General features: G+C 73.2%; 19 protein-coding genes, 1 pseudogene and 1 riboswitch. Of the genes and pseudogenes, 10 read left to right on the top strand and 10 right to left on the bottom strand.

The features are described 5' to 3' along the window. Positions 1 to 689: 689 nt before the first annotated feature. On the top strand, positions 690 to 1,535 hold the full coding sequence (locus ABT106_RS20365) for a class I SAM-dependent methyltransferase (RefSeq protein ID WP_351279203.1): 846 nt from the start codon (positions 690 to 692) through the stop codon (positions 1,533 to 1,535). 6 nt (positions 1,536 to 1,541) lie between these two features. Here ABT106_RS20365 and ABT106_RS20360 read toward each other — a convergent pair whose 3' ends face one another. Then, positions 1,542 to 2,156: an isochorismatase family protein gene (locus ABT106_RS20360; protein ID WP_351279200.1), complete on the bottom strand. Its 615-nt coding sequence runs from the start codon at positions 2,154 to 2,156 to the stop codon at positions 1,542 to 1,544. A gap of 202 nt (positions 2,157 to 2,358) precedes the next feature. On the opposite strand from ABT106_RS20360, the gene ABT106_RS20355 reads away from it, so the two are divergent. Then, a complete protein-coding gene (locus tag ABT106_RS20355; RefSeq protein WP_351279220.1) occupies positions 2,359 to 2,784 on the top strand; it encodes a pyridoxamine 5'-phosphate oxidase family protein in 426 nt (141 codons plus the stop codon). A gap of 26 nt (positions 2,785 to 2,810) precedes the next feature. On the opposite strand, the gene ABT106_RS20350 is transcribed toward ABT106_RS20355, so the two are convergent. Continuing rightward, positions 2,811 to 3,722: a LysR family transcriptional regulator gene (locus tag ABT106_RS20350; RefSeq protein ID WP_351279197.1), complete on the bottom strand. Its 912-nt coding sequence runs from the start codon at positions 3,720 to 3,722 to the stop codon at positions 2,811 to 2,813. A gap of 38 nt (positions 3,723 to 3,760) precedes the next feature. Between ABT106_RS20350 and ABT106_RS20345 the strand changes: the two genes are divergently transcribed. Next, entirely contained in the window at positions 3,761 to 4,849 is a 1,089-nt protein-coding gene (locus ABT106_RS20345; RefSeq protein ID WP_502979437.1) for a DMT family transporter, read from the top strand. 67 nt (positions 4,850 to 4,916) lie between these two features. Here ABT106_RS20345 and ABT106_RS20340 read toward each other — a convergent pair whose 3' ends face one another. Beyond that, positions 4,917 to 6,251, bottom strand: coding sequence for an aminotransferase class I/II-fold pyridoxal phosphate-dependent enzyme (locus ABT106_RS20340; protein WP_351279192.1), 1,335 nt, complete (start codon positions 6,249 to 6,251; stop codon positions 4,917 to 4,919). 76 nt (positions 6,252 to 6,327) lie between these two features. Between ABT106_RS20340 and ABT106_RS20335 the strand changes: the two genes are divergently transcribed. Next, positions 6,328 to 7,041 carry a pyridoxamine 5'-phosphate oxidase family protein gene (locus ABT106_RS20335; protein WP_351279217.1) on the top strand — a complete coding sequence of 238 codons (714 nt, stop codon included), beginning with the start codon at positions 6,328 to 6,330 and terminating at the stop codon, positions 7,039 to 7,041. On the opposite strand, the gene ABT106_RS20330 is transcribed toward ABT106_RS20335, so the two are convergent. After that, positions 7,023 to 8,057, bottom strand: coding sequence for a DMT family transporter (locus tag ABT106_RS20330; protein ID WP_351279190.1), 1,035 nt, complete (start codon positions 8,055 to 8,057; stop codon positions 7,023 to 7,025). The two genes, ABT106_RS20335 and ABT106_RS20330, sit on opposite strands and share 19 nt — an antisense overlap. Positions 8,058 to 8,295: 238 nt before the next feature. Beyond that, complete coding sequence (locus tag ABT106_RS20325) at positions 8,296 to 9,252, bottom strand: EamA family transporter (RefSeq protein ID WP_351279187.1); 957 nt, start codon at positions 9,250 to 9,252, stop codon at positions 8,296 to 8,298. Positions 9,253 to 9,425: 173 nt separating this feature from the next. Between ABT106_RS20325 and ABT106_RS20320 the strand changes: the two genes are divergently transcribed. Next, the gene (locus tag ABT106_RS20320) at positions 9,426 to 9,854 is read left to right on the top strand and encodes a type II toxin-antitoxin system Rv0910 family toxin (protein ID WP_351279185.1); all 429 of its coding nucleotides are present in this window, start codon (positions 9,426 to 9,428) and stop codon (positions 9,852 to 9,854) included. Between the two features lie 102 nt (positions 9,855 to 9,956). Here ABT106_RS20320 and ABT106_RS20315 read toward each other — a convergent pair whose 3' ends face one another. Continuing rightward, complete coding sequence (locus tag ABT106_RS20315) at positions 9,957 to 10,580, bottom strand: PadR family transcriptional regulator (protein ID WP_351279182.1); 624 nt, start codon at positions 10,578 to 10,580, stop codon at positions 9,957 to 9,959. Positions 10,581 to 10,834: 254 nt separating this feature from the next. On the opposite strand from ABT106_RS20315, the pseudogene ABT106_RS20310 reads away from it, so the two are divergent. Both ABT106_RS20310 and ABT106_RS20305 read left to right on the top strand, forming a co-directional pair. Then, positions 10,835 to 10,945 (top strand): annotated as a pseudogene (locus ABT106_RS20310) (LD-carboxypeptidase); the annotation flags it as partial. A 252-nt stretch (positions 10,946 to 11,197) separates the two neighbouring features. Beyond that, a complete protein-coding gene (locus ABT106_RS20305) occupies positions 11,198 to 12,019 on the top strand; it encodes a PhzF family phenazine biosynthesis protein (RefSeq protein WP_351279180.1) in 822 nt (273 codons plus the stop codon). Between the two features lie 36 nt (positions 12,020 to 12,055). On the opposite strand, the gene ABT106_RS20300 is transcribed toward ABT106_RS20305, so the two are convergent. Both ABT106_RS20300 and ABT106_RS20295 read right to left on the bottom strand, forming a co-directional pair. After that, the gene (locus ABT106_RS20300; protein WP_502979436.1) at positions 12,056 to 12,877 is read right to left on the bottom strand and encodes a CPBP family intramembrane glutamic endopeptidase; all 822 of its coding nucleotides are present in this window, start codon (positions 12,875 to 12,877) and stop codon (positions 12,056 to 12,058) included. Between the two features lie 143 nt (positions 12,878 to 13,020). Next, the gene (locus ABT106_RS20295) at positions 13,021 to 14,562 is read right to left on the bottom strand and encodes a glutamate-cysteine ligase family protein (protein WP_351279176.1); all 1,542 of its coding nucleotides are present in this window, start codon (positions 14,560 to 14,562) and stop codon (positions 13,021 to 13,023) included. Positions 14,563 to 15,055: 493 nt separating this feature from the next. Between ABT106_RS20295 and ABT106_RS20290 the strand changes: the two genes are divergently transcribed. Both ABT106_RS20290 and ABT106_RS20285 read left to right on the top strand, forming a co-directional pair. Next, positions 15,056 to 15,670, top strand: coding sequence for a hypothetical protein (locus tag ABT106_RS20290; RefSeq protein WP_351279173.1), 615 nt, complete (start codon positions 15,056 to 15,058; stop codon positions 15,668 to 15,670). A 261-nt stretch (positions 15,671 to 15,931) separates the two neighbouring features. Further along, entirely contained in the window at positions 15,932 to 16,138 is a 207-nt protein-coding gene (locus tag ABT106_RS20285; protein ID WP_351279171.1) for a DUF5999 family protein, read from the top strand. Between the two features lie 87 nt (positions 16,139 to 16,225). On the opposite strand, the gene gcvP is transcribed toward ABT106_RS20285, so the two are convergent. Further along, the gene (gcvP, locus tag ABT106_RS20280) at positions 16,226 to 19,111 is read right to left on the bottom strand and encodes an aminomethyl-transferring glycine dehydrogenase (protein WP_351279168.1); all 2,886 of its coding nucleotides are present in this window, start codon (positions 19,109 to 19,111) and stop codon (positions 16,226 to 16,228) included. A 194-nt stretch (positions 19,112 to 19,305) separates the two neighbouring features. Next, positions 19,306 to 19,404: riboswitch (glycine riboswitch) on the bottom strand. 112 nt (positions 19,405 to 19,516) lie between these two features. Here gcvP and ABT106_RS20275 point away from each other — a divergent pair. After that, complete coding sequence (locus ABT106_RS20275) at positions 19,517 to 19,909, top strand: PRC-barrel domain-containing protein (RefSeq protein ID WP_351279165.1); 393 nt, start codon at positions 19,517 to 19,519, stop codon at positions 19,907 to 19,909. 33 nt (positions 19,910 to 19,942) lie between these two features. On the opposite strand, the gene ABT106_RS20270 is transcribed toward ABT106_RS20275, so the two are convergent. Then, positions 19,943 to 21,424, bottom strand: coding sequence for a DNA polymerase IV (locus tag ABT106_RS20270; RefSeq protein WP_351279163.1), 1,482 nt, complete (start codon positions 21,422 to 21,424; stop codon positions 19,943 to 19,945). Between the last annotated feature and the right edge of the window lie 123 nt (positions 21,425 to 21,547).

Here is a 21,547-nt window from a genome sequence, read left to right as displayed (position 1 = left end):
CGGCGAGTGTCGAGGGGCCCCACCGCCAGATTAGGCGTCGTGATCGTCGCGCCCTACCGAGATTCCAGGGGCTCGACGGCCGGGTCCGGCCAGGGGAGAGCTCGGACTTCGCCGCGCGCCCCGTCGCCCCGCCCCGGACATGCCGCTTCACCGGACCGGGTCCCGGTCCACGCCGCGCCCTCACTCCTCAGGCCTGAGGCCAGCGGACCTCGTGGTTCTCCCGCCGTGGTTAGACACCTCTTGGATGCCTTTTCCTCATCGCTCCACGACGGTCTTCACCAACGCAGCATGAGGCGGTTTGAAGTCTCCCCCCGCAGGGCGACTCCGAAGGGCCACACCTTCATCTCTCGCACAGCATCGCTTCTGGGAGCTGCCCTAACAGTCCCTTTCGCGTTCAGGACACAAACACCCAGGCCCTCCTCTGCCTCGCCCGACGACGACGAGCCGCCGTCCTTTTCGCCATGCTCCGAGACGGCACCTTCCACCAACCCCACAGCACCCCCCACGGGTTGGCCAAACCCATAGGCCCCTGGCACCGCGCACCGCGCACCGGCCCCGCGCCTCCGGCCTGAAGCGAGCGGGTCGTCCGGGTCACGCTCCCCTGGTCCGCCGAAAATCCGCGGCGGCCGGTGCGCCGCGCCCCCTACCCTGCCGGACACCACCAGCCTCCCCAGGACGAGGACCCACCGATGACGAGCACCCCCTCCGTACGCCCGGAGATCATCGACTTCTACACCCGGTCGGACGAAGCCGCACGGCTCCACACCAACGCCACGGGCTCTCTGGAACTCACACGCACCCGCGAGTTGCTCCGCCGCCACCTCCCACCCGCACCGGCCCGCGTGCTCGACGTCGGCGGTGGACCGGGAACCCACGCCCGCTGGCTCGCGGAAGACGGCTACACCGTGCACGTCGTGGACCCCGTGCCCAAGCACGTCCGCCAGGCCGCCGCCGTCGACGGTGTGACGGCCGAGGTGGGCGACGCCCGCCACCTCACCGCCACCACCGGGACGTACGACGCGGTGCTCCTCCTGGGCCCGCTCTACCACCTCCACGACACGGCCGACCGGATCCGCGCACTGGCCGAGGCGGCCCGCGCGGCCCGGCCGGGCGGCCTCATCGCCGCAGCCGCGATCTCCCGCTACGCCCCCCTCCTCGACTACATCGCCACCACCGGCATCACCGAGCCAGAGGTCCAGGACAGCCTGCGCGACACCCTCGACCGGGGCCGTTACGCGGGGCAGCGCGGCTTCACCGTCGCCTACTTCCAGACCTCCGCGGAGCTCCTCGCGGACGTCACGCGGGCCGGACTCGCCAACCCCACCCTCTACGGCGTCGAAGGACCGGGCTGGGTGGCGGTCAAGGCCATCGAGAAATACACCGGTACCAACCTCCTGGGCACGGACATGTACGAGGCGGCACTCGCCGCGGCCCGCGTCGCCGACCCGCACCCCGCGCTCACCGACGCCTCCGCCCACATCCTGGCCGTGGCCCACGCCGCCGGCGGCGGCGAGGCGCCCTCTCGCGGGGCGTGAGGGGGGTCAGGTCGCGGGAGCCCACTGCCCGAGCAGCTCTTCGGCCGTGGTGATGGTCGCGACCAGCGCGAGGGAGTTGCGGATGACCTCCGCGGTGACGGAGGCGGGCACCCCGGCGATGGCGTCGGCCGGGACCACGACCTGATAGCCGAGGTTGACGGCGTCGAAGACGGTGTTCGGGATCGCGATGTTGGAGGAGACTCCGGTGACGACGAGCGTACGGATGCCCAGGTTGCGCAGCAGCGCGTCCAGGTCGGTGCCCGCCATCGGCGAGAGCCCGTGCAGCCGCCGCACCACCAGGTCCTGCCCGGCCACCACGATCGGGGCCGCGACCTCCACCGCCCGGCTCCCGGTCAGCTGCCGGACGGGCAGTTTCCCGGCGGCCCGGAACAGCCTTGCGTTGGTGTTGGCGCCGAGCCCGTCCGGACGCCGCTCGGCGACCGCGTGCAGCACCTGTACGCCGGCCCCGCGCGCGGCGTCGGCCAGCGCGGCCACCCGCCCCAGCACGCCCGAGTCCCGTGCCTCTTTGGCGAGTTCGGGCAGCGCGCTCTCCTCGCCGACGACACCGTTCTGGCACTCGACGGTGAGCAGTGCGGTGGTGGCGGGATCGAGATCCGGCATGGCTCCCCCTGGCGTGGCGACGGAAGAGCCCGCATGATTCCTGACACACAGTCAGATGTGAAGGGGCGCGGGCCGGATGGACGACGAAGCACGCTTGAACGGGACACGCACGGACGCGACACGCACGGAGGGGACGCTCACGGAGGGGACGCTCACGGACGCGACGCTCCCCGACGGAGCGCAGCGGCGGGGCCGCCGCATCATGATGACCGGGGAGGAAGTGGACGCCTTCCTGCGGGAACAGCGCACCTGCCGGGTGGCGACGGTCTCCCCGGACGGGCGTCCGCACGTGGGCGCCCTGTGGTTCGCCTGGGACGGCCGCTCGCTGTGGCTGTACTCGATCACCCGCAGCCGGCGCTGGTCCGACCTGCGCGAGGATCCCCGCATCTCGGTGGTCGTGGACTCCGGGGAGTCGTACGACGAGCTGCGCGGCGTGGAGCTTTCGGGCAGCGCCGTCTTCGTGGGCGAGGCCCCGCGCACGGGAGAGCCGTGCCCCGAGCTGGCGGAGGCCGAGCGGATCTTCCCGGTCAAGAACTTCGGGATCGAGGAGATGCCGCACGACGGCCGGCACGCCTGGATTCGCCTCACCCCCGAGGCGGTCGTCTCCTGGGACTTCCGCAAGATCTAGTGCCGCGACCCGGTGGACCTTACCGGTCACGACACCCCCTGGACCCGGTCGGCCGCCTGCCGCAGCGCGTCGACCGCGGCCCGGATGGAGGGCCGCCGGCCGGCGTCCGCGCGCCAGACGGCGTACACGTGGCGGCGGACGCTGTCGGAGACCGGCAGCAGCCGGACCCCGTCCGGCACCGGGCCGCGGCCCAGCCGGGGCGCCACGCACACCCCGAGCCCGGCCTCCACGAAGGCCAGCTGGGTGTGGTGTTCCTCGGCGATGTGCGCGATGCGCGGTTCCGTGCCCGTGCCGCGCAGGGTGAAGACCAGCCACTCGTGGCAGAACTGCCCCTCGTTCCAGGAGATCCAGTCGTCCTCGGCGAACTCCGCGAGGGAGATCTCCGTGCGGTCGGCCAGCCGGTGGCCGGCCGGCACGGCGATGTCCACGGAGTCGTCGAGCAGGTGCGTCCGGGTGAGTTCCGCGGGCACCGGCATCCGCTTGTTGTGCCAGTCGATGGCGAGCGCCATGTCGAGATCCCCGCGCACCACCGCGGCCATGCTCTCCTCCGGCTCCCGTTCGCGGACCAGGGCGCGGAGCTCCGGATGGTCCGCGCGCAGCGCGGACAGGGCCCGGGGCAGCAGGCCGCGCATGGCGGTCGGGAACGCGGCGATCCGCAGCTCCCCGACCGCGCATCCGCGCTGGGCCTCGACGTCGGCCTGGGCCAGCTCGACCTGGGAGATGATCCGGGCCGCGTGATCGGCGAGGAGCCGTCCGGCGTCGGTGAGCCGGATCCCGCGCCCGTTCCTGGCCAGGAGGGGCTGGCCGACCTCGCGCTCCAGCTTGGCCATCTGCTGCGACACGGCCGAGGTGGTGACGTGCAGGCCGCCCGCCGCTCCGCCGACCGAGCCGTGGCGGGCGAGTGCGTCGAGGGTGCGCAGGCGCTCCAGGTTCAACATGTAAGCAATGCTACGACGTCGCCCCGACGAACTCTCGCTTGTCCTACGAAGTTGATACGAGCACAGTAAAGGCCATGAGCGCACCCGCGGCCCCCCGCCCCACCCCCACGACACCCTCCCCCGACCCGGGCGCCCAGCCGACCCCCGACCAGACCGCAGGCCGGACCGCCGCCCCGACCCCTGACCGGACCGCCGGCCTCGCCGCCGCCCCGGCCGGGCTGCCGTCCGGCCGCCGTGCCCGTCTCCTCGACTGGCGCGTGCGCTTCGCGGTCCTCTCGGTGGTCTGGGGCTTCAGCTTCCTCCTGATCAAGGTCGGCACCGAGGCGTACCCCCCGTTCCAGGTGGCCCTGGGCCGGGTGCTGTTCGGCGCGCTCGCGCTGCTCGCCGTACTGCTGGTGCGCCGCGAGCCGCTCCCCCGGGGCCTGCGCACGTGGGGCCACCTGACGGTGGCGGCGCTGCTGCTCAACACGCTGCCGTTCTCGCTCTTCGCGTTCGCGGAGCTGAGCATCCCCTCCAGCCTGGCCGGCATCTGCAACGCCACCTCCCCGCTGTGGGGCATGGCGCTGTCGATGGTGGCCCTGTCCGAGGACCGCCCCACCCGGCGCCGCTTCGCCGGCCTGGGCCTGGGCTTCCTCGGCGTCCTCACCGTCCTCGGAGCCTGGCAGGGCTTCTCGGGCGTCGACGGCGAGGGGACCGCGCTCGCCCTGCTGGCCGCGCTCTGCTACCCGATCGGCTGGATCTACGTCCGCCGCACGCTGGCCGGCACCCCGGGTTCCCCGGTGGCCATGACCGGCGGCCAGCTCCTGGTCTCCACGCTCCAGCTCACCCTGGCCAGCGCGGCGTTCACCTCGGCCCCCGTCTCGTTCCCGCTCTGGCCGACCCTGTCGGTGATCGCGCTGGGCGCCCTCGGCACCGGGCTGGCCCTCCAGATGCAGTACGGACTCGTGTCGGAGGTCGGCCCGACGACCGCCCAGATGGTCACCTACTTCATCCCGGTCATCGCCACCACCGCGGGCGTCCTGGTCCTTGGCGAGCAGCTGCACTGGAACACCCCGGTCGGCGCCCTGATCGTCCTGGCCGGAGCCGCACTCACCCAGACCCGCCCCGCCGCCCGCAAGCCGGCCTGACGGCACCGTACGGCCCGGGGCAAGGGACCCTCCGGGCGGTAGGGGTACGGGTTCGCGACGGCCGGGGTCAGACGTAGCGGACCCCGGCCGCCCCCGGCCGGACCGCCGCCGCCACGGCGTCGGCCAACGCCGCGACCTCCGACGGCCGCAGCCGCGACACCGTCAGCCGCACGCCCGGTCCCGACTCGACGCGGAACCGGGCTCCGGCGGCCACCGCCCAGCCGGCGGCGAGCAGCCGCGTCACCACGCCCGTCTCGTCGGCGACCGGCACCCACACGTTCATCCCGCTCCGCCCGTGGGCCGCGACCCCGCGCTCGCGCAACGCGGCGACCAGAGCGTTCCGCCGTTCCCCGTACGAGCGCGCCACCGCCTCCCGGTCCACCGCGCCGGAGGTCCACAGCTCCACGACCGCGTACTGGAGCAGCCGGCTCACCCACCCCGGCCCCAGCCGCTGCCGCCCGCGCACCCGGTCCAGCGTCACCGCGTCGCCCGTGAGCACCGCGAGCCGCAGGTCGGGCCCGTACGCCTTGGCCGTGGAGCGGACCAGCGCCCAGTGCCGGGTCACCCCGCCCAGCGGGTGCAGCGGCAGGTCGACGAAGCCGTGCCCGTGGTCGTCGTCGATCACCAGCACCTCGGGGTGGTCCGCCAGCAGTCCGCGCAGCGCCGCCGCCCGCTCGGCGCTCACCGCGGCCCCGGTCGGGTTCTGCGCCCGCGAGGTCACCACCAGCGCCCGGGCCCCGGCCGCCAGGGCCCGCGCCAGGGCGTCCGTGCCGGGGCCCTCGTCGTCCACCGCCACCGGCAGCACGCGCAGTCCGAGCGCCGGGGCCAGGTCCAGCACGCTCCCCCAGCCCGGGTCCTCGACGGCCACGGCGTCGCCCGGCCGCAGGTGCGCGGCCAGTACCCGTTCGATGGCGTCCAGGGCGCCCGAGGTGAGCGCGACCGGCCCGTCCGGCACCCCGTCCGCGTCGAAGCCGGCCCGGGCCAGGCGGGCCAGTTCCGGCGCGACCGGGTCCTGGCCGTAGAGGGCCGGCCGCCGCGCGTACGTCCGGGCGGCCGCGGCCAGCGGTCCGTCCAGCGGGGGCAGCAGCGCCACGTCCGGATTGCCGTCGGTGAGGTCCCGGACGCCGTCGGGAACCTCCGTCCGCAGCGCGTCCCGCGGAGCACTCGACGGCCGGGACCGCACCCGGCTGCCGCGCCGCCCGTCGGTCTCGATGACACCGCGTTCCCGCAGCGTCCGGTAGGCGGCGGCCACGGTGTTCGGGTTGACCCCGAGCCGGGCGGCCAGCTCCCGCATCGGCGGCAGCGGCGTTCCGGGCGCGAGCGCGCCCGCGCCGACCCCCGCCTCGACGCTGGCCGCGATACCCGATGCGCCGCGCCCTGTGATTCGATACTCTCCTAGCACAAACCTTATTATGCACTAATACAATGGAGATCGCACGATGACCACGACATCGACCTCGACCACGGAGACCACGGAGATGACGGAGACGACGGAGACCGCCGAGACGGAGGAGACGCAGACGGCCGGCTCCGCGCCCGCCGGGGCCTACGAGCCCACCGACCGCACGATCCCCACCCGGTCCCGCGAACGCGCCCACTACGACCGCGAGACGGTCCACTCGATCCTCGACCAGGCGTACGTCTGCCACCTCGGCTTCGTCCGCGACGGCGCGCCCGTCGTGCTGCCCACGCTCTTCGCCCGCGTCGGCGAGTCCCTCTACCTCCACGGTTCGACCGGCTCGCGCCCGCTGCGCGCCGCCGGCCGCAGCGACCCCGGCCTGCCCGTGTGCGTCACCGTGACCCACCTCGACGGCCTGGTGCTGGCCCGGTCGGCGTTCCACCACTCGCTCAACTACCGCTCGGTGCTGGTCCACGGCACCGCCCACCAGGTCACGGACGAGGCGGAGTGCCGGCTGGCCCTGGACGCCCTCGTCGACCACGTCGTCCCGGGCCGCTCCGCCGACTCCCGGCCCGCAAACGCCCGGGAGCTCGCGGCCACCGCCGTGATCCGCCTGGACCTGACGGAGGTGTCCGCGAAGATCCGTACCGGCGGCCCGAACGACGACGCCGAGGACCTCGCTCTCCCGTACTGGGCGGGCGTGGTCCCCGTCGCCCCGGCCTACGGGACGCCGGAGGCCGCCGCGGACCTGGCCCCCGGCACCGCCCTGCCGGGCTACCTCGCCGCGCGCTGAGGACCGCGCCGCGGCGCGCCGGGCCGGTGTTCCGGGGCACCGCCCGGCCCGCCGGCCGGCCCCGCACCCCCGCTCGGCCCCGGACCGTCCGCCGGAACGCCCGCCGGCCGGCGGGACTCCGCCCCGATCAGCGCCCCGACGGCCGTCAGCAGCAGTACGGTCCCCAGCACCACGGCGCCGGTCAGCCGCTCCCCGAGCACCAGGACGGCGATCACCGCCGCGCTGACCGGCTCGATCAGCATGATCACGGAGACGGTCGCCGCCCGTACGGCGGCGGCCCCGGTGAAGTAGAGCGCGTACGCCAGCGCCGTCGGCACGACGGCCACGTACACCAGCAGCCACAGCACCCGCCCGGGTTCGGCGGTGTGCGGCAGCAGCCCCTCCAACGCGGCGAGCGGCAGCAGGCACACCGTGCCCACCCCGACCGACCAGGCGGTGGTGACCAGCGGGTCGCCGCCCGCCCCGCGCTGACCGAGCCACCGGGCCCGCAGGGTCATGGCCGCGTACCCGGCGGCGGACAGCAGGGCCCAGCCGACACCGAGCGGCCGCACCTCGCCGCCCCCGCTGCCCAGCACCAGTACGGCCAGCCCGGCCAGCGCCCCGACGACGGCGGCGCTCCCGCCGCGGCCGAGCCGCTCGGCCATCCAGTAGCGGGCGCCGAGCGCGATGAGCACCGGCCCGGCCCCGAGGGTGACCACGGTCCCGACGGCGAGACCGGTCTCGCGGACGGCGGCGAAGTAGGCCGCCTGGAAGAGCGTGAACAGCAGTCCGGTCGAGATCAGCGAGGGCACCGAGGGCCGCGGCCGCCGTGCGCCGGAGCGCGGCCGACGCCGTACGGCGAGGACGGCCAGCAGTACCGCCAGCCCGCCCGCGCACCGCCAGAAGGACAGCGAGAGCGGGCCGAGGTCACTGGCGAGGAAGAGGAGCGAGGCGGCCGCTCCGGCGGTGCCCCAGGCGGCTCCGGCGAGAACGAGGTACAGCAGACTGCGCCCGGCGGCGGGCGAATGGTTCGACACGTGTGGTCTCCGCGCGTGCGTGAAGGGATGAGGGGAAAGGTCATCGCTTCGCGGGCAGCGCGCACCCGCCCGGGAACACCCGGGCCGGGGCTGTCGTACGTGGAGGTGCCGCCCGCGCCTGGGGCGGGTCTGAGAAGTCCCGCCCGGCTCGCGGCGCCCTTCGGGCGCCCGGCGCTACGTCTCAGACCCGCCCTAGGCGGCGGGAGGCGGAAGCACGGTCATAGGCATGGTCCGCAGCCTATGCCGTGGTCGTCTCGCGGTCCAGCACGGCCGGGTCGGCCGCCGCGGGCGGGGTGGGCCGGGAGGACTGCGCGATGAAGGCGCCGCCCAGCACCAGCGCGCCGCCGGCGATCTGCCAGGTCGAGAGGTACTCGCCGAGCAGGATCCAGGCCAGCACGGTCGCGATCACCGCCTCCAGGCAGGCCACGACGCCCGCGACCTGCGGGGAGAGCCTGCGCACCGACACGACGCCGGTCAGGTAGGCCAGCACGGTCGCGACGAGCACCACCCAGCCCAGCAGCAGTCCCGCCGGAAGCATGGTCCCGTTCAGGGAGGCGTCCGCGGCCAGCACCCCCCAGTCCATCCGCCAGGGCCGGGAGATCACCGTCATCACCAGAGTGCCGATGAGCATCCCGTACGCGATCACGCCCAGCGGGTCGGGGACGTCGTCCCCGTCGGTGCCCTGGTCGGCGAAGACGAAGTAGAAGGCCTGGCAGCAGGCCGCGGCGAGGCCGAGCAGCACCCCGAGCGGGTCCAGGCTGAGCCCGGCCCAGATCTCGACGACGCAGGCGAGGCCCACGACGGCCACGGCGGCGCCGACCGCGGCCGCCCGCGTGACGGGCTTGCGCTGCACGAAGCGGATCCAGCCCAGCAGCAGCGCCGGGCCCAGGTACTCCAGCAGCAGGGCCACGCCCACCGGGATGCGCGACAGGGAGGCGAAGTAGAAGGCCTGTACGCCCGCGACGCCGATCAGTCCGAAGCCCGCGAGCAGCGCGGGCTTGCGGCGCAGCAGATCGCGGTGGCGCCAGGCGAGCGGCGACAGCACGAGCGCCGCCCCGGCCACCCTGAGCCAGACCACGTGGAGCGGGTCCAGACCCGCCTCGATCAGCGGCTTCGCCGCCACTCCGGAACCACCGAACGCGAACGCCGAGACGAGGGCGAGGCCCAGTCCGGCGTGTCTCCCTGACGCTTGCATCGGGCCATCATGGCAGGGCCCGTCAGTACCGTCACGGACGTGACGCCTGTTGAGACGGGACCGGCGGCCCGCCCGGCCGGCGCCCGCGACATCTGACAGGTCGTCAGTATTGAATGTTCCGGCCCCCGGGGCTACCTTCCGCCGCACGTAGCCCGACGAGAAGGGGTGGTCGCATGGCCGAAGTCACCGCGGAATCACGCATCGAGGCGCCCGCCGCGAAGCTCTGGTCGCAGCTGACGGACTGGGACGCGTACGGCCAGTGGAGCATGACCCACACCAATTTCCCGAAGGGCGGCCCGGAGACCCTCGCGCTCGGCTCCACCTTCGCCGAGAACATGAAGATGATGGGCTTCCCGGCCGAGGTCGTCTGGACGGTCTCGGAGCTGGAGGACGAGCGCCTCTTCGCGATCACCGGCAAGGGGCCGATGGGCGTGGCCGTCCTGACCCGCTACACCCTGATCCCGGACGGCGGGGCCACCACGGTCCGCATCGACGGCGAGTTCACGGGGGCCGCCGTGTCCCTGATGGCCGGCAAGCTCAAGGACTCGGCCACCGCCGCGCTCAACGAATCGCTGCGCAAGCTCGCCGGCCTGGTCTCCTGACCCCCTCCGGACCCGCCCGCGGTCACGGCGGAGCGCCCCGCGAGAGGACTCGCGGGGCGCGTGCGGCCCGTACGGCGCGGGCTCCGCGTGGGAGCCGGCCTGTCAGTGCTCGTCGGCCAGGATCAGGTAGAGCTTCTTGCGGGCCTCGTTGACGACCGCGACGGCCTTCTCGCGCTGCTCGGGCGAGCCGGTCTTGAAGACCTGCCCGAATGCCTCCATCAGGCCGACACCGGCCGTCCGGACCTCCTGCATCGCCTCGAAGTCGAAGCCGCGCCCGGCATCCGCCCAGGGGGCGTCGGGTCCCGACTCGGCTTCGGTACGGCCCGCGTCGGTGAGCGTGAACAGCTTCTTGCCGCCCTCGCTCTCCGCCGTGATGAGCCCCTCGTCCTCCAGCAGCTGCAGGGTCGGGTAGACGGACCCCGGGCTGGGCTTCCAGGCCCCGCCGCTGCGCTCGCCGATCTCCTGGATCATCTCGTAGCCGTGCATCGGCCGGTCGGCGAGCAGCGCCAGGATCGAGGCGCGCACGTCACCGCGCCGGGCCCTGCCCCGCGGTCCGCCGCGTCCGCCGCCCCGGCCCCCGAAGGGCCCGCCGGCGAAGGGCGGCCCGAACGGTCCGAAGGCGGCACGGCGCCCCTGGAACTCCTCCCGACGATCGGGCCCGCAGTGGCCGTGGCCCCGTCCGTGCTCATGTCCGTGGTCGTGTCCGTGCTGTCCGTGTGAACGCATGACTGCGCTCCTTTCGTCACTGTGTCCTGTCGTCATCGGTGGTCCGATGTCTCGTTGCCTCCACTATCGCTGACCGATCGCGATGCGTCAACGATATATCGGAAACTATCTGACCGAACAGCTTCGGCCTGCGGAATCGCCGGCTGGACCGCGACAGAGAATCCGAGGCTCCGCGCTCGACGGGCTTCTACGATCAGCGGACGACCGATCACCCCCGCCACCCCGCCAAGCCCCGCCCCGGAGACCGCGTCGCCATGGCGGTGTTCGACGTCGACCTCGGACACACCGACCCGCAGCTCGTGATCCCTGTCGGCGGACGCATCCGGGTGGACGGGCCGGCCCGCCGGATCCTCGTCACCTACTGAGGCGACGGCCGGACGGGCCGACGGGCAGCCGGGCCGGCCCCCGCCGGAGACCGCCCGCCGGAAACCTCGCGCGGCGAGCGCACCACCCCGTGCACGTGTTCCGCCCGACCGTCGGACAGCCGTCGCGCCTCCCAGCGCGGCGCCGCGGCGTCCGCCGGACGGACGCCGTTGCCGGAATCGGCTGATACGGGACAGCCAGGCACACCGGATTGGCCTTTGTCCGCCGCAGCGCCCGAGCCCTACCGTCGGACCATGCGCATCCGAATCGTCGACGCCTTCACCGACCGCCCCTTCCACGGAAACCCCGCGGCCGTCCTGCTCCTCGACTCGGGGTTCCCCCCGGACACCTGGCTCCAGCGGGTCGCCTCCGAGATGAACCTCTCCGAGACCGCCTTCGCCCACCCCCTGCCGCCCGGCGGGGACGCCGACTGGGCGCTGCGCTGGTTCACCCCCGCCGCCGAGGTCGACATGTGCGGCCATGCCACGCTCGCCACCGCCCACGTCCTGGCGTCGAGCGGGCTGGCCACGGGGCTGATCCGGTTCGCCGCCCGCTGCGGCGTGCTGACGGCGCAGACCACCGCGGACGGCCCGGTCACCATGGACTTCCCCACGTCCTCCCTGACCCCCGTCGTGGCACCGGCCTCCGTGGGTCACGCGCTCGGCGGGGCCCCGATCCTCTCCGTCCACGACACCGCCGCCCACATCGGCGACCTCCTCATCGAGCTGGCCGACGAGAAGACCGTCCGGGAGCTGGAGCCGGACCACGCAGCCCTGCGGGCCTACGCCAAGCGCGGGGTGATCGTCACCGCGGCCGCCGAGGATCCCTCCCTCGGGTACGACTTCGTCTCCCGCGGCTTCTTCCCGGCCTTCGGCATCGACGAGGACCCGGTCACCGGCAGCGCGCACACCGCGCTCGCCCCCTTCTGGGCGGGCCGCCTGGGCCGCACCGAGCTGACCGGCCTCCAGGGCGGGGCCCGCCAGGGGCTCGTACGGGTCACGCTGGCGGGCGAGCGCACCCTGCTGAGCGGTCACGCGGTGACGGTCCTCGACGGGGAGCTCCTCACCGCGCCCTGAACCGGCCGCCGCGCACGCCGTGCCGGGCCCGCCCGGTCACGGCGTCGGCAGCCAGCCCACCTTGCCCGCCAGCAGGGCGTACCCGCCGAAGGCCACGATGTCGAGCAGCGCGTGCGCGACGACCAGCGGCGCCACCCGGCCCCAGCGGCGGTAGGCGAGCACGAAGACGGCGCCCATCACCATGTTGCCGATGAACCCGCCGATGCCCTGGTAGAGGTGGTAGGAGCCGCGCAGCACCGAACTGGCCACGAGCGCGCCCACCGGCGACCAGCCCAGCTGGTCGAGCCGACGCAGCAGGTAGGCCAGCACGATGATCTCCTCCACCAGGGAGTTCTGCACCGCGGAGAGGATCAGCACGGGGAACTTCCACCACACGTCGGGCAGCGCCTCCGGCACCACCGTGAGGTTGAAGCCGGTCGCCCGCGCCCCCAGGTAGAACGCCAGCCCCGCGCTGCCGATCCCGGCCGCGACGAGGGCGCCCCGGCCCAGGTCCCACCAGGGCCTGGTGCGGTCGAAGCCGAGGACGCGCAGCCCCGGCGCGCCTTCGCGGGTCAGCAGGTGCGCCACGAGCAGGACGGGAACGAGCGCGCTCGCGATCCCGAACAGCTGCCAGGCCAGGTCCAGCCAGGGCCGTCCGGGGGCGTAGGAGCCGTTCAGGGTGGCGGCCTGGTCCTTCAGCCCGCCGGGCTTGGTGAGCGAGCCGATGAAGCTGATCAGCGCGGACACCCCGCTCGCGCCCAGCGACAGCGCCAGGACGAGCAGCGTCTCGGTGCGCAGCACGCCCCGCCGCCCGTCCTCGCGCAACTCCACCACCACCGGCTCCGGCTCCGCCCGCACGCCCGACTCCCGTCCCGCCATCCCGTTCCGACCACCCCATACTGCCCCCTCGGCGGGCCGGGCGGATCATCGTGCCGGGATCACCGGGCACCGCGCGGGCGCGCGCGGCTCACCGGCGGGTGACGCTCGGCTCACCGGCGGGTCGGCAACGGCTCACCACAAGCTCAGCGGCCGGCCGGCAGCGCGGCGCTCACCTCCTCCTCCGCGAGCCCCACGGGCCAGGTGTGCACGGGTTCGCCCCGGTGCATCAGCTCGCTGTAGCGCCGGGTCGTCGCGGCGAGCGCCTCGTGGCGCTCCAGGCCGGCCGCGAGCGCCCGGTGGTAGGTGTCCACCTGCCAGGTCGCGCCGTTCACCCGCCTGCGGCAGCGTTCCTCGATGATGCCGAGGTAGTGGTCCCGGTCGGCGGGCTCGATCCCCCAGGCGTCCAGGCCGGCCGCGGCCATGGGCAGCAGCTCGTCCAGGACCAGTCGTACGGCGGGCACGCTCGCCAGGCCACCGCCCCCGCCGCGGCCGCGGCGCGGCCAGCGCAGCCGCGCGTCGATGCCGTACCGGCAGGCCGCGTCGAAGTTGGCCTCCGCCTCGGCGAACGGCAGCCGGGTCCACACCGGGCGCTGCTCGTCGGCGAGGGTGCGTACGAGCCCGTAGTAGAACGCGGCGTTCGCGACGACGTCGGCGACGGTGGGCCCGGCCGGCAGCACCCGGTTCTCGACCCGCAGGTGCGGCACGCCGTCGGCGACCCCGTACACGGGCCGGTTCCAGCGGTAGACGGTCCCGTTGTGCAGGACCAGTTCCTGGAGCCGCGGCACGCCGCCCTCGGCCAGTACCCGCAGCGGCTCCTCCTCGTCGCAGATCGGCAGCAGGGAGGGGAAGTAGCGGACGTTCTCGGCGAAGAGTTCGTACGCGGAGTCCACCCACCGCTCCCCGAACCAGGTCCGCGGCCTCACTCCCTGCGCCTGCAGCTCGGGCGGCCGGGTGTCGGTCGCCTGCTGGAAGAGCGGCGGCCGCGATTCGCGCCACAGCTCCCGCCCGAACAGGAACGGGGAGTTCGCGCCGACGGCTATCTGTACGGCGGCCACCGCCTGGGCGGCGTTCCACACGTCCGCGAACCGGCCCGGGGTCACCTGGAGGTGCAGCTGTACCGACGTGCAGGCGGCTTCCGCCACGATCGACCCGGAGGTCCAGGTCAGCCGCTCGACGCCGTCGATGTCGAGGGTGAAGTCCTCACCGCGCATCATGAGGATCTGCTCGTTCAGCAGCGAGTAGCGGTCCACCGCCGAAAGGTTGGCGGTGACCAGGTCGGCGCGGGTGATCGTCGGCAGGATTCCGATCATCACCACGCCCGCGTCGATCTCCGCGGCCTGCCGGTGGGCATAACCCAGCCCCGCACTGAGTTCTTCCGCGAGCTGGTCGAATACCCGGCCGCCGAGACGGTGGGGAAGGACGTTCACCTCCAGGTTGAACATTCCGAGTTCCGTCTGGAAATCCGGGCTCGCAATCCGCTCCAGCACCTGCGCATTCACCATTCTCGGCAAACCGTCGGCACCCGCGAGATTCAGTTCGATCTCCAGCCCCATCATGTTCTTCGGGCGATCGAACCTCTTCTCCGCCAGAAGCCGCTCCAGCCCCTCCAGGCACTCGTGAAGCTTCCTTCGATACCGCTGCCGATCGGACAGGTCGAATCCGCCTGCCACGACCTTCTCCCCCATCGAAGCGTCCCTCCTCGAGTGGGCCTGGCCCGGCACACCCGGCCCGCGTTACGGTCGATGATGCCCCGGCAGCGTGATCCATAACGCGGCGGGGGCGCGAGTGGCGAGGAGCGCGCGCCGGTTTGGCCGACGGGCGCTTCGGCACATTCACCTGGCAAGTCATCGTATGCAAATTCCGCATAGACTTTGCCGGTTCCGGATTACCGGCGCTTTTCAGCCGAGCCCTCTTCCGGTAACCTCCGAGGTCAGGGCGACATGTTCGCGCGCGTCCGGCATGAATGCCATGTCAGCGGGTCCGGTAAGCGACTTGCCCGCAATAGCCGGTACAGCTAGCCGAAACACTGCGTGAACACATGTCGTATAAACTCCGCAAACGAGGCAGAGAGTTGGCGCGCGGCCATTGCCCCTCAGCCCCCCTCTGGCCCCAGAATGCGACAGCGCCGTCCGCACCTGCCCCCGTTCCACCGGTCTCCCAAGTGAGAGGCGACCCACCATGCCGCTGCATGTCCCTCCGGCTCCCGCGCCCGCCCTGCGCAGCGTCCTCGCGGCACTCGGTTCCCCCACCGCCGTCCACGAGGCACACACACCGGCCCTGCGCGCGGTCCAGGGGCCGATGACCGCCGAACTCCCGCTGCCGGTCCACGTCATGGACCGGCTGCACACGTCCCACCTGGCGTCCGGCGGCAGGCCGCCCCGTACCCGGCTCACCGGCTGGCGGTTCCTGATCCGCAGCGGCGACCGCTACGTCGCGGCGGCCGACACCCGGCTCACCCCCGACGGCTGGATCTTCTCCCACTTCTTCGAGGGTCCGTACGTGGCCGCCACCGAACGCGCCCTGCGCCAGGCGGAGTCGCTCGCCACGGGCTACCAGCCGCGGCTGCTGTCCGTACCGGAGCTGTACATGCTGACCCTGTGGCTGCACGGCGCGGTGGGCGCCGACGCCTCCGCGGGCCTGCCCGCCGGCGAGGATCTGCTCGTACCGCTGGCCCCGGCCCCGCCCGGCATCGCGGCGTTCCGTCCGCACCCGGTGTCCGAGCTGCTGCCCGCGCTGACCCGCCGGCTGACCCCGGCGCCGCTCCCGCCCACCCTGGCCGCTCCCGCGGCCTGACCCGCGTGGCCCATTCGGCCTAGCCCGCTCGGGCCACTCCCGAACCACCCGAAATGACAGGGGAGTTGGACTGAACCGCCCGCACGGGTGATGCGTCATCATTCTGTGAGGACAGCTGCCGGGAAATACCTGCGAAGCGGCTGTCGTGGGGGAAGACTGATGACAAGCTCCCCGCGGGTGCGGGGATGACCCAGGGGGACGGCCATGAACCACGCATCGAGCCGTAGCACGCAGACCACACCGCAGCGAAAGAACGCATCCATGTGCCAGCACCAGCCTGCCTGCCCGTCAGCCGACTCCGCCGACCGGGAGGCCGCGCACCCCGTGGCCAACCACCCGGAACAGGGCTGGAGCCTGCTGTGCAACGGCGTCCTGCTCTTCGAGGACACCGGTGAGCTGCTGCCGGACGGACGGATCATCGACCCGCACCGCCCGCTGGCGGCGGCGCAGGTGATGAAGGCGGCCTGACCCGCCGCGGCGACGACGAAGGGGCCGGCCCGGGAGGAGATCCCGGGCCGGCCCCTTGCCGGTGTCCGTCCGTCAGGTGTCCGTCCGTCAGTTGTCGTACTCGTCCAGCGGCGGGCAGGAGCAGACCAGGTTGCGGTCGCCGAACGCGCCGTCGATGCGGCGCACCGGCGGCCAGTACTTCTCCGCGGGCGTGACGCCGGCCGGGAAGACCGCCTCGTCACGGGTGTACGGGTGGTTCCACTCGCCGCCCAGCGCCGCCGCCGTGTGCGGGGAGTTGGCCAGCGGGTTGTCCTCCAGCGGCCACTCGCCGCCCGCGACCCGCTCGATCTCGCCGCGAATGGCGATCATCGCGTCGCAGAAGCGGTCGATCTCGGCGAGGTCCTCGGACTCCGTCGGCTCGATCATCAGCGTGCCGGCGACCGGGAACGACATGGTCGGCGCGTGGAAGCCGTAGTCGATCAGGCGCTTGGCGATGTCGTCGACGCTGACGCCGGTGGCCTTCGTGAGCGGGCGCAGGTCGATGATGCACTCGTGCGCGACCAGGTTGCCGGGACCGGTGTAGAGCACCGGATAGTGCGGCTCCAGGCGCTTGGCGATGTAGTTGGCGCCGAGCACCGCCACCTGGGTGGCGCGCTTGAGGCCCTCGCCGCCCATGAGGCGCACGTACGACCACGAGATGGGCAGGATGCCCGCCGAGCCCCACGGCGCGGCGGAGATCGGGCCGACGCCCGTCTCGGGGCCGGCGGTCGGCTGCAGCGGGTGGTTCGGCAGGTACGGGGCCAGGTGCGCCCGGACGCCGACCGGGCCGACGCCCGGACCGCCGCCGCCGTGCGGGATGCAGAAGGTCTTGTGCAGGTTCAGGTGCGACACGTCGCCGCCGAAGTGCCCCGGCTTGGCCAGGCCCACCAGGGCGTTGAGGTTGGCGCCGTCCACGTAGACCTGGCCGCCGGCGTCGTGCACCTGGGCGCAGATGTCGGCGACGTGCTCCTCGAACACTCCGTGCGTGGAGGGGTACGTGATCATCAGCACGGCCAGCTCGTCGCGGTACTGCTCGATCTTCCCGCGCAGGTCGGCCGCGTCCACCTCGCCGTCGTCGGCCGTCTTGACGACGACGACCTTCATGCCGGCCATCACGGCGCTCGCGGCGTTCGTGCCGTGCGCGGAGGACGGGATGAGGCAGATGGTGCGCTGCTCGTCGCCGTTGGCGCGGTGGTAGGCGCGTACGGCCAGCAGCCCGGCCAGCTCACCCTGCGAGCCCGCGTTGGGCTGAATGGAGACCTTGTCGTAGCCGGTCACCTCGCAGAGACGTTCCTCCAGCTCCGTGATGAGCGTGAGGTAGCCCTCTGCCTGCTCCACCGGGGCGAACGGGTGGACCTGGCCGAACTCGGGCCAGGTGACCGCCTCCATCTCGGTGGTCGCGTTGAGCTTCATGGTGCAGGAGCCCAGCGGGATCATGCCGCGGTCCAGCGCGTAGTCCTTGTCCGACAGCTTGCGCAGGTAGCGCAGCATCGCGGTCTCGGAGCGGTGCTGGTGGAACACCGGGTGGGTGAGGACCTCGTCCGAGCGCAGCAGGGCCTCGGGCAGCGCGTCGGCCGTGGTCGTGTCGAGCGCCTCGAGGTCGGCGCTGACGCCGAAGGCGGCCCAGACGGCCTCGACGTCGGCGCGCAGGGTGGTCTCGTCGCAGGAGACGGAGACGCGGTCGGCGTCGACCCGGTACAGGTTGACCCCGCCCTCGCGGGCGGCGGCGACGACCGCGTCGGCCCGGCCGGGAACCCGGGCGGTGACGGTGTCGAAGTACGAGCCGTGCACCAGCTCCACCCCGCCGGCCCGCAGGCCCGTGGCGAGCAGGGCGGCGTAGCGGTGCGTCCGGCGGGCGATCGTCCGCAGGCCGTCCGGGCCGTGGTAGACGGCGTACATGGCGGCCATGACGGCGAGCAGCACCTGAGCGGTACAGATGTTGCTGGTGGCCTTCTCGCGGCGGATGTGCTGCTCGCGGGTCTGCAGGGCCAGGCGGTACGCCTTGTTTCCGTCCGCGTCCACGGAGACGCCGACGAGGCGGCCCGGGAGCGAGCGGGCGTGCTTGGCCTGGACGGCCATGTAGCCGGCGTGCGGTCCGCCGAAGCCCATCGGGACGCCGAAGCGCTGGGTCGTGCCGACCGCGATGTCCGCGCCCAGCTCGCCCGGCGAGGTCAGCAGGGTCAGGGCGAGGAGGTCGGCCGAGACGGTGACGACGGCGCCGAGCCCGTGCGCCTGGTCGATGAGCGGCTTGATGTCCCGCACGGCGCCGGAGGCACCCGGGTACTGGAGCAGTACGCCGAAGACGCCGCGCTCGGCGATCTCGGCCGGGATGCCGTCGGAGAGGTCGGCGACGACGATCTCCACGCCCGTGGGCTCGGCGCGGGTCTGGATCACCGCGATGGTCTGCGGCAGGGCGTCGGCGTCGATCAGGAAGACACCGTTCTTGACCTTGCCCACCCGGCGGGCCAGCGACATGGCCTCGGCGGCCGCGGTGCCCTCGTCGAGCAGCGAGGCGCCCGAGGTCGGCAGCCCGGTCAGGTCGGCGACGACGGTCTGGAAGTTCAGCAGCGCCTCCAGGCGGCCCTGCGAGATCTCCGGCTGGTACGGGGTGTAGGCCGTGTACCAGGCCGGGTTCTCCATGACGTTGCGCAGGATCACCGGCGGCGTGAACGTCCCGTAGTAGCCGAGACCGATCATGGAGGAGAGGACCTCGTTGCGGTCGGCGAGCGACCGCAGCTCGGCCAGCACCTCGGCCTCGGTCAGCGCCTCGGGCAGATTCAGCGCCTCGGTGCTCTTGATCACATCCGGTACCGCGGCGGCGGTCAGTTCGTCCAGGGAGCCGTAGCCCACCTGGGCGAGCATCTTCGCCTGCGCCCCGGCATCCGGGCCGATGTGGCGCTGCTCGAAGGGGATGCCTCGCTCAAGCTGGGAGAGCGGAATGCGGTTGGCGGTCATGTACGGAGGCCTCCTGGTCGTATGACCTGCGAGGGGCACCACGGCGCGGGCACCCGGACGGCCTCCCCCTCTGTCATCTCAACCTGAGAGTTTCACCGGAGTCGCGGGGATCGCCCTCGAGCTCCGGCTTTCACCGTCGGTGAGGAGAGGGACCGGCACTGCGCCCGGTACCCGCTCCTGCTTTCCAGAGTGGCCTCGTCCGTGCGGTACGTATGCCTGAGAGATTCCGGGGAGGATTTGCTCCTTCGGCGCCTCCGTCGAGCTCATTCGGAGGACTCTCCCGCACAGGGTCGACAGCCGCCACCCAGCCTACCAGCGCCCTTCGGGGGCCTCCCCGAGTGGCCTCGACTCCCAATATGCACTTCTGTAGTCATTACGGAGGAGTTGCGACCAAATGGAGGGACCGTGCAGACCGACATCGATCCGCGCAGCCTGATCGGCCGCAAGGCGTTCGACCGCAACGGCAGCAAGATCGGCACCATCGACGAGGTCTACCTCGACGACGCCACCGGCGTCCCGGAATGGGCCGCCGTACGGACGGGCCTGTTCAGCCGGGACGCCTTCGTCCCGCTGGAGCCGAGCGAGCTGGTGGGAGACGCCCTGCGCGTTCCCTTCGACCGCTCCCTGATCAAGGACGCCCCCGACTTCGGCGTCGGCCGCCACCTTTCCCCCGAACAGGAGCTGCAGCTCTACCACCACTACGGGCTGGACGTGACCCTTCCCTCCGAGTTCCACCAGGCGCCCCCGCCCCCGGAGCAGTCCCGCGACTTCGGCCGGCTGGCGGGCGACGACGGCTGACCCGCCCGCACCCTCCGCCGGCCCGGGCGCCCGTCAGGCCGTACCCGGCTCCTCCTCCCCCTCCACCTCCCCCACCAGCGACAGCGGATCGGCCGCCTCCAGCTCGGGATCGTCCACCCGGAAGGTGCGCACCCGGCCGGGGGCCGATCCGGGCCGCTCGAACCGTACGGTCACCCTCCCCACCCCGCTGCCCTGGACCCACCCGGGCCCGTGCACCGCGTGCCGTACGTCGTTCCCGGGCGTCCAGCGGCGCCCGGCGGCGGCCTCCGCCTCCGCCTCGGTTTCCGGCGCCGCCCCGTGCTCCGCGGCCCGCCCCGGGCTCCCGTCGGCCGGCGCCGCCCGCGCCGCGCCGCCGGACTCCGCCGGCTCCGCCTCCCCCTCGGCCCCTTCAGCGCCGTCAGGCGCGTCCCCGGGCCCGCCGGCCCCCCGGGCGGCGAGCGTCGCCGCGGCCTGCGCGAACAGGTCCTCCTGCGTGTAGTCCGCCAGCCCGGTCACCCCCACCCCGAGCAGCCGCACCCCGCCCATGGTGTCCACGCCCTCCAGCAGCCGCGCCGCGGCCTCCCGCACCACCCCGGGGTCGTCGGTGGGCCCCCGCAGCGTCTCGGAGCGGGTGAGCGTCGAGAAGTCGAACCGCCGCACTTTCAGCACGATGGTGCGCCCCGAGTGCCCGGACCCCCGCAGCCGCCCCACGCACCGGTCCGCGAGCCGCTGCACCTCGGTGCGGATGCGCACCCGGTCGTGCAGATCCACGTCGAAGGTGTCCTCGACCGACACCGACTTCGCGTCGCGTTCGGCGACCACGGGCCGGTCGTCCACGCCCAGCGCCATCCGGTACAGCCCGACGCCGTGCGACCGCCCGATCATCCGCACCAGTTCGTCCTCACCGGCCTCCGCCAGCGCCCCCACGGTGGTGATCCCGGCCCGGCGCAGGTGCTCCCCGGTGGCCGGCCCCACGCCGGGCAGGGTCCGTACGGACATCGGCGCGAGCAGTTCCCGCTCGGTCCCCGGCTCGATCAGCAGCAGTCCGGCCGGCTTGGCCTCCTCGGACGCCACCTTGGCCAGCATCTTCGACCCGGCCAGCCCCACCGACCCGCTGAGGCTCGTGGCCGCCCTGATGTCCGCCCGCAGCCGCTCCCCCGCCTCCCGCGCTCCGCGCGCGTCGAAGGCGACCCCGCCCGCCTCCAGGTCCACGAAAGCCTCGTCCAGGCTGAGCGGTTCCACCAGGGGGGACAGCTCCCGCAGCAGGGCCATCACGATGTCGCTGACCTCGCGGTAGAGGCTGAAGCGCGGCACCAGGCAGGCGCCGTTGGGGCACAGCCGGCGGGCCTGCGCCATCGGCATGGCCGAATGCACGCCGAAGCGCCGGGCCTCGTACGAGGCGGTGGCGACGACCCCGCGCGGACCGAGCCCTCCGACGATCACGGCCTTGCCCCGCAGGCTCGGCTTCGACGCCTGCTCGACGGAGGCGTAGAAGGCGTCCATGTCCAGGTGCAGGATGGTCGGCGCGGCTCTCACGCCCCCGATGCTGCCCTATGCCTCTGACAATCCCGGGGACCGCTGCGCGGCGCCTGCCGGCGGATCCGAACGACCGGCGGGCGCGGAGCCCCCGTGCCGGAGCGACAGCATCATCGGCCACAG

Source organism: Streptomyces sp. NPDC002044 (assembly GCF_040296725.1).
GTDB lineage: Bacteria > Actinomycetota > Actinomycetes > Streptomycetales > Streptomycetaceae > Streptomyces > Streptomyces antarcticus.
Note: the sequence above shows the minus strand (reverse complement) of the source record. Positions and strands in the feature narration are given on the sequence as shown.